This is a genomic window from Mesorhizobium sp. M7A.T.Ca.US.000.02.2.1, assembly GCF_003996995.1.
Classification (GTDB): Bacteria; Pseudomonadota; Alphaproteobacteria; order Rhizobiales; family Rhizobiaceae; genus Mesorhizobium.
On the sequence record NZ_RZTT01000001.1, the window covers coordinates 62,659 to 70,417 of the forward strand.

The 7,759-nt window shown below is 64.9% G+C and carries 7 protein-coding genes; 4 read left to right on the top strand and 3 right to left on the bottom strand.

From position 1 onward, the window contains the following. Positions 1 to 44: 44 nt before the first annotated feature. The 4 genes from alr to EOD15_RS00285 all read left to right on the top strand — a co-directional run bounded on the left by alr (position 45) and on the right by EOD15_RS00285 (position 3,815). Positions 45 to 1,184 carry an alanine racemase gene (alr, locus tag EOD15_RS00270; protein ID WP_127321812.1) on the top strand — a complete coding sequence of 380 codons (1,140 nt, stop codon included), beginning with the start codon at positions 45 to 47 and terminating at the stop codon, positions 1,182 to 1,184. 275 nt (positions 1,185 to 1,459) lie between these two features. Continuing rightward, positions 1,460 to 1,882: a nucleoside diphosphate kinase regulator gene (gene rnk, locus EOD15_RS00275; protein WP_127321811.1), complete on the top strand. Its 423-nt coding sequence runs from the start codon at positions 1,460 to 1,462 to the stop codon at positions 1,880 to 1,882. 2 nt (positions 1,883 to 1,884) lie between these two features. Then, positions 1,885 to 2,439, top strand: a complete 555-nt coding sequence (locus EOD15_RS00280; protein WP_127408232.1) for a nucleoside-diphosphate kinase — start codon at positions 1,885 to 1,887, stop codon at positions 2,437 to 2,439. Positions 2,440 to 2,558: 119 nt separating this feature from the next. After that, positions 2,559 to 3,815 carry a D-amino acid dehydrogenase gene (locus EOD15_RS00285; protein WP_127321431.1) on the top strand — a complete coding sequence of 419 codons (1,257 nt, stop codon included), beginning with the start codon at positions 2,559 to 2,561 and terminating at the stop codon, positions 3,813 to 3,815. A 438-nt stretch (positions 3,816 to 4,253) separates the two neighbouring features. Here EOD15_RS00285 and EOD15_RS00290 read toward each other — a convergent pair whose 3' ends face one another. From EOD15_RS00290 to EOD15_RS00300, 3 genes are all read right to left on the bottom strand, one after another. After that, on the bottom strand, positions 4,254 to 6,410 hold the full coding sequence (locus EOD15_RS00290) for a phosphatidylserine/phosphatidylglycerophosphate/cardiolipin synthase family protein (protein ID WP_127321432.1): 2,157 nt from the start codon (positions 6,408 to 6,410) through the stop codon (positions 4,254 to 4,256). Further along, positions 6,407 to 6,850, bottom strand: coding sequence for a hypothetical protein (locus tag EOD15_RS00295; RefSeq protein WP_127321433.1), 444 nt, complete (start codon positions 6,848 to 6,850; stop codon positions 6,407 to 6,409). The genes EOD15_RS00290 and EOD15_RS00295 overlap by 4 nt, the downstream gene beginning before the upstream one ends. Positions 6,851 to 6,948: 98 nt before the next feature. Next, the coding region (locus tag EOD15_RS00300) for a LysR family transcriptional regulator (protein WP_148129477.1) at positions 6,949 to 7,759 on the bottom strand (811 nt) is incomplete at its 5' end.

Here is a 7,759-nt window from a genome sequence, read left to right on the forward strand (position 1 = left end):
CCGGCGGTCCTATTGATGTATCCACTAGCACGCGAAGGGTCGCCATGAACGACGCCCCCCAAAAGTCGCCGCCAGAAGAGGTCACCGCCACAAGCGAAGTGGCGGCTGGGGCCATCCTCACCATCGATCTCGGTGCAATCCGTGAAAACTACCGGCGGCTGAAGGCGCGGTTGGGCGATGTTGCCTGCGCTGGTGTGCTCAAGGCGGACGGCTACGGCGTTGGCGCCGGCCAGGTCGGGGCGGCGCTGCTGCGCGAAGGCTGCGATGTCTTCTTCGTTGCGCTTCTGGGCGAAGGCGTCGCCCTGCGCCGCTCGCTTGGTGCGGGCCCTGCCATTTTCGTGTTGAACGGCATTCCGTCCGGTGCCGAGACGGACGCCGTGGCAGCGGACGTTTGCGCTGTCATCAACAGCCCCGAGCAACTGGCGGCTTGGCGTGTGTCGGCTCGCCGCGCCGGCCGAAAACTGCCGGTCGCAATCCAGGTCGACAGCGGCATGTCGCGGCTCGGCATGGCGCCCCGGGATGTGGAGCGCGTTGCCGCCGATCCGCAGGCCTTCGACGGCATCGACATCCGGTTCGTGATGAGTCATCTGGCCTGCGCCGACGAGCCGGAGCACCCGGCCAATGAGCGGCAGCGATTGGCATTCGAGCAGCTGCGCAAGATGCTGCCGGCGGCACCGGCCTCGCTGACCAATTCCTCCGGCATCTTTCTTGGGGAGCGCTTTCACTACGATCTCGCCCGCCCCGGTGCCGCGCTCTACGGCATCAATCCGACGCCGGCAAAGCCCAATCCGATGCTGCCGGTGGTGCGGTTGCAGGCAAAGGTGGCACAGACGCGCAGCATCGAAAAAGGCGCCGGCGTCGGCTATGGCCACACCTATCAAGCGCAAGGCCCGCTCAGGCTGGCGACGATTTCGTTCGGCTACGCGGATGGCTGGCAGCGCCGGGCCGCGTCGGCTGCGTGGTTCGAGGGCACGCGCCTGCCTTTCCTCGGGCGGGTGTCGATGGATTCGATCATTCTCGACATTTCCGCCCTGCCGGCCGGCAGGTTGCGCGAGGGTGATCTCGTCGAACTGCTCGGTCCCTCGCAAAGTGTCGATGACGCTGCCGGCCATGCCGGCACCATCGGCTACGAGATCCTGACCAGCCTCGGCCCGCGCTTCCATCGGCGCTATGTCGGCAGTTGAGCGGTTTGGCCGCGCTTGACAAGCGGGACGCCTGTCGGCAAGGCTCCTTGCATGAGCAACCCAGCTTATGTCAGAACCTTGTTCAGGGTCTGCCCGATCGCGGGATCGTAGCCCCGGCGCGGTCGCCTTTTGGCGTTCGTCCGAACCGGGGCATTTCTACCTGACATCATCATTCCCGAGCCAGACAGCTTCGCGGCTGCCGGCTTTTCATCAAGCCACCGTTTGTGCGGGGGCAGGCGCGCGTCTGTTGGATGCGCCAAGTCATGAGGTTTGCCATGCAACATGCAACAGGATTGCGTCCACCGAGCCGGCTTCTGGTCAGCGATGCCGACCACCACAGGCTGACGGGCCTGGCGCGGGCGTCGCTCGACCGCGTGCCCGAGACGGCCGAAGAACTGCTTTCGGAGATGGACCGTGCCGTCGTCACGGCGGCGGCTTCCATGCCGGCCAACGTGGTGCGGATGGATTCGACGGTGACAATCCGCAACGATGGCGGCCACACCCAGCGCATCACGCTGGTCTATCCCGGCGAAGCAGACATCAGTGAAAACAGGATCTCGGTGCTGACACCGATGGGGACGGCGCTTATCGGCGCGTCGATCGGGCAGACAGTGTGCTGGAGCAGCCGTGGCGGCCGGGAACTGTCGGCGACCATCGAAGCGGTCGATGCGCCGGCCTGCGGGCGGGAAGGGTCCTGATCATGGAGACGGCGATGACAGGCGCGAATTTCCGGCTGACGACGAAGGACTTCGCCGTCCTCGAGATCATGTTGGAGCGTTGGCGGGCTTTCGCGGATCCGATTGTTCCAATGCTTGAAGAGAAGCTTTCCAAAGCCGAGGTCGTCGCGATCGATTCGGTCGGATCCGATATCGTGACGCTGAACAGCAGACTGGTGTTTCGTGTCGATGTCGGCCCTGCCCAGACCCGGACCTTGGTGCAGAACGAGGTGCGCGGTCCGGTCGGCTCCAGCCTGTCGATCATGACAAGGCGGGGGCTTTGCATGCTCGGAATGGCCGAGGGTCAGACTGCATGGATCGAACACGCCGACGGCAGGCGGGAGTCGGTCCTGATTGCAACCGTGCTCTACCAGCCGGAGGCCGCGCGGCGTGCCGTCAGGAAGAAATCCCAGGCCGAGGCGCGACGGCCGCATGGGCTCACCCTCGTCTACAGCGCCGCAGCCGATTGGCGGCCCCTTGGCGAAAGGGCCGGAATGCGGCAGACAGGGGATGACGACCCCGGTCCCACGGCGGCGTGAACAGGCAACACTGCACGATCCCGAAAGTCGGCATCGATTTTCGCAGGGGATCGTGCGCAAATCGGAAATGCGGCCGCGCCCAGGCGTCCTCAAGGACGGGCGGCGGCAAGGAGTGAACGATGAAGATCATGGTGCTGGGCGGCGGCGTCATCGGAGTGACCACGGCGTACTTTCTTGCCGAGGCCGGCCACGAGGTGACGGTTCTCGACCGCCAGAAAGGCCCGGCGCTAGAAACCAGCTTCGCCAATGCCGGCGAGATTTCGCCCGGCTACGCCTCGCCCTGGGCCGGACCCGGCATTCCGCTGAAGGCGATCAAATGGCTGCTGATGAAGCATGGCCCGCTGGTGGTGCGGCCGGCCTTCGACCCGCATATGTGGACATGGCTGATCAAGATGCTGCGCAACTGCACGGCCGAGCGCTATGCGATCAACAAGGCACGCATGGTGCCGCTCGCCGAATACAGCCGCGACACGCTGAAGGCGCTGCGCGAAGCGACCGGCATCGCCTATGACGAGCGCACCCAGGGCACGCTGCAGCTGTTTCGCACGCAAAAGCAGCTCGACGGCACCGGCGGCGATGTCGAGGTGCTGAAGAAGTATGGCGTGCCTTACGAGATCCTCGACCAGGACGGCTGCATCGCGGCTGAGCCTGGCCTTGCCGGGGTGCGCGAAAAGTTCGTCGGCGGCCTCAGGCTGCCGCACGACGAGACCGGCGACTGCAAGATGTTCACCGACAGGCTGGCCGAACTCTGTGTGGCCCGCGGCGTCAAGTTCGAGTACGACGTGACGATCTGGCGCGTCATCCGCAGCCGCAACCGCATCGCCAATCTCAGCACCAGCAAGGGCTGGAAGACCGCCGACGCCTATGTGATGGCGCTGGGCAGTTATTCGGCAGGTTTCATGCGCCGGGTGAAGCGGCCGATCCCGGTCTATCCGGTCAAGGGCTATTCGATCACCGTGCCGATCAAGGACGCCGCCGCGGCACCGGTGTCGACGGTGATGGACGAGACCTACAAGGTGGCGATCACCCGGCTCGGCGACCGCATCCGGGTTGGTGGTACGGCCGAGATTTCCGGCTTCGACCTCAGGCTGCACGAATCGCGGCGGCGCACGCTGGAACACTCGGTTGGCGATCTCTTTCCGGGCGCCGGCGCCATGCGGGATGCGACGTTCTGGTGCGGGCTGCGGCCGATGACGCCGGATGGTCCGCCGCTGATCGGCCGCACCGAGCTCTCCAATCTCTATCTCAACACCGGCCACGGCACGCTCGGCTGGACCATGGCTTGCGGCTCGGGCAAGGTTCTGGCCGACATCATCTCCAGCCGGGTGCCTGACATCGACGTCCGCGACCTCGCGCAGGAGCGCTATTTTCGGTAGGGCATGTGTTGGTCAGAATGGCGAGAGCGCGCTATCCTCTACTTATGAGGCGCTTGCTAGCCACTTCCCTACGGCTGGGTAGCGCCTAGCGTCCGATCCTGCGTAGTGCGATGATATATGAATGGGTTCAGACTTCACTGATAGAGAGTTGCGAGCGCGGCTAAACCAACTGGGCGCGCGCGTTGCAGAACTTAAGGCCGCAAGGCGGCCTCATCCTGAGGGAGAGCATATCGCAGGCGGCCCGCTCGGTCCGACAGACCCACTAGAGGCGGAACTCCTAGAACGATCAGGAGGATGGTGGGGCTTCAATCGCAACCCAGCGTTCACTCTCGTATCCCTCATGCTCTTTATCCGCTCGCTGCGTCGAACGAGCTAGACGCCGGCCGGCTAGGACCATATTCCCTGCTTTCACTTTGGGTTGGTCAGATACAATCGCCGTCAGAATGCCTGCCGGACCCAGTCCTCGTCGAACAGCAGCCGGTAGGCCCACGGGATCGTCACATTGGTGGCGACCGGATTGGAGTGCGCGACATAGCCGTCATAGACCGGCTTCATCCTGGTGTAGAAGGCCGGATCGAGCACCATCATGCCGTTCTCACTGTCGTGAAAGAAGCTGCGGTTGTTGAGGTTGACCGACGAGATGGCGACCAGCCTTTCGTCGATCATCATGATCTTGGAATGCAGCACCACGTCAGGCGCCTTGAATTCGCGGATGTTGATGCGGTCGCCATATTTCTCGACGAACAGCTTGTTGAGCGCGGTGAGAAACTTGCCGCCGATATCGCCCTTGAGATCGATGCGGCCGACAATGTCGATCCTGACGCCGCGGGCGAGCGCCCGGTCAACAGCCTGGGCAAGCTTGGGCGTCAGGTTGAGGTAGGGATTGACGATCTGGATATGGTGCTGGGCAGCGTCGACCAGTTCGACGAAATAGTCCTCCAGCGCATGGCCGTCCTCGTAGGGCACCGAAATGAAGTGTCGTGCCGTGCCTGACGGGCGGGCGCCGTCGGACCGGACCGGAATGGAGAAGGGGCGCGCCAGATTGGTGTCGGCGTCGCGCAGCCACACTGTCGAAAGATGCGCAGCCAGCATTTCGACCGTGGCCGGATCGGCGAACTCGATGTCGAAGTCGCTCCAGTTCGAATAGTAGTTCAGCGAGAGCCCGTTGGTCTTGCCGTATTGCTCAAGATCGGGATAGCGCGACAGATCGATCGGCTGGTGGAACAGGAAGCCGTCATGGATGTTGCGGCCGCCGATGATGGCACGCGACCGCCGTGGATCGTCGGCAAGCGTCGCCAGCATCTTGACGTGATGGACCTTGTGCAGTTGTGAAATCTGCTCGTCGATCGGCGCACCATGGTCCGCCCGCCAGCGATATTCCTGCAATTCGACATTGGGGAATTCGGCCGCCAGCCGATGCAGCAGGGCGTCGTCCTTGTCGCGCTCCAGCATGTCGGTGACCATGATGCGCACCTTGGTGCCGAGGGCTGCATGGTGGCGGATCAGCCGTTCGATGATGCGGCCGGAGAAGTCGGCCTTGAACTCCAGCGACGACAGGTAGATCAGCTTCAGCCTTGGTGCCCTGGAGAAATCGAGCGGCAGCTCCGGGTCGCCCTTGTCGATGGCGCTGTCGGACAGCGGCGCTCCCATCAGAGCCTCGACCTTGGCGTTGAACCCGTCGCGCGACTTGCGCAGCAGGCGCGGCTTTCCGATCGGCAAGGCACAGGTCTGCGACAGCCAGCGGCTGGCATAGAAGGCGCGGCTGAGAGGATCGAGGCCGGTTGGGTCTGGCGTCGGGCAACGCTCGTAGCGACTGTCGAAGGCGGCGAGAGCCGGATCGGCGCTCTCTTCGCGCTGGATGGTGAGCGGCGCGCCTCCCAGGGCAAGGCTGGAGCGGATCCTTGCCGTGCAGCGGTTCAGGCTGTCACTTGGAAACAGGCTGACCGTGTCGTCCTCGCCGGCCAGGTGAAAGCGGAATGCCGTGCCCGTGGCGATGGTGCGTGAACCGGCGCCGGCACGGATCGCCAGCGTGCCGTCGCAGGTGCCCTCGATGTCGGCCGGTTGCTTGCCGGCCTGGCGCAGCACGATCTCGACGCTGCGTGCCTGCAGGCCCGAGAAATCGAAGACCCTGGGTGCCGAAGGTCGCGCCGCCGCATCGATGTAGAGCGTCTGCCGCGACACCCGCCAGCGTCCATCGAAATGGCCCTCGCCGCTGTTGGCGCCGGCCGGCGGCAGGTGCGTTTCGGCAACCGGCCCGGCCAGTTGCTGCAGTGTCCGGTAGGTCGCCTGGAAATCGCTGTTGGCGATCTCATGGCGGTCATGGCCGAAAGGGCCGGTGCCGTTGGCGCGGTCCATGGCGCCAAGCTGGTGGTGGGCGAGCAGCGCCAGGAAGCGTTTTTCATAGTCGCTCGTGCCGGCGTCACCGAAAAACTGCGCGGCGGCGATCCGCGGCCCAGCTGTCTCGGCGGAGAGCGCGGGTCGCGCGCAAGCGCTCTGGCCTTGCAGGAGATCGCAGGCATTGCGGCCAGCGCCGGCACAGCCGGCAAGGACAGCCAGCCCGAACAGAACGATGGCGATGGATGCGCGACCCTTCACCCGGCGGCTCCGGTCTTCAGGGCGCTCAATTGCGCCGGATCGCGCGGCGGCATGAAACCCTGCGGGAAGACCTTGCAGACGGGGATGGCAAAGGTGGCGATCAACAGTTCGGCCTCGCCGCGCATTTTGCGTGGCGCTGTCTTGTCGTCACGGATCGCTTTCGCCGAGGCGACCAGGGTGCCGTCGCAGTCGCAATGGTTGTGGCGGGCGATGTAGCAGGCATCATGCGCCTGGCAGGCCGCATCGAGGCGGTCGGCCGGCCGGGCCGATAGATCGCCGGTGCGGGTGCCAGGGCCGCAATAATTGCCGAAGACGAAAGGTGAAGGCCGCGCCATTGCGTAGCGGATCGGCTTGGGCAGTTCGGCCTCCGGGACCTTCGTCCACGGATTGGCGCAAGCGGAAACGAAAAGCAGCGGCAGGATGGCAAGAACGGCTCGCATGTCTATCCGCGCCAGCTTTCTAAGGGATCGTCTCTACGCGGCGGCTGCACGTCTGATGCCACTCTGGCCGGTTTTGTGGCAAGGAAAAGGCGGCACGGCTAAACAAATAGGCTCCGCTCCCGCTCCACCATCTTGGTGATGAAGCTGGCGACGATCTGGACGCGGCGCAGCGGCCTGACCGATTCGTGATAGACCAGCCAGTAGGCACGGCGGATCGGCGCGACCACATCGACGGATACCAATTCCGGCATCGAGCGGGCGACGAAGGTGTGCAGGATGCCGATGCCGGCGCCCGAGCGCACCGCCTCGGCCTGGCCGAGCGCCGAGGAGATGGCGAAGCTGGTGCGCCAGTCCGTGCTGAATTCGGCGGCATAGTCGAGCGAGGGACTGACGATGAGGTCCGGCACGTAGCCGATCAGCGTGTGCTGGCCGAGCTCGGCGGCGGTGTTGGGCAAGCCATTGGCATCGGCGTAGGCGCGCGAGGCAAACAGGCCGAGCGAGTAGTCGACCAGCTTTCCCGCCACCAGCCGGCCTTCGGTCGGCCGCTCGACGGTGATGGCGATGTCGGCCTCGCGGCGCGACAGCGAGAAGGAGCGCGGCACCGGCACAAGCTGGATCGTCAGCTCGCGGTGCAGGGCGGTCAGTTCGCCGAGGCGCTTGGCCAGGAAGGCGACACCAAAACCGTCGGGCGCGCCGATGCGCACCGTGCCGGAAACGTCGTCGCCTTCGCCTGAAATGGTCGAGCGCGCGGCGATCATGTCGCCCTCCATGCGCTCGGCAATGTCGAGAAAACGCTCGCCGGCGGGCGTCAGCTCGCTGCCGGTGGTCAAGCGGCGAAACAGCTTTGTCCGCAGCGCTTCCTCGAGTGCGGCGATGCGGCGTGAGACGGTGGCGTGGTTGAGCTCCAGC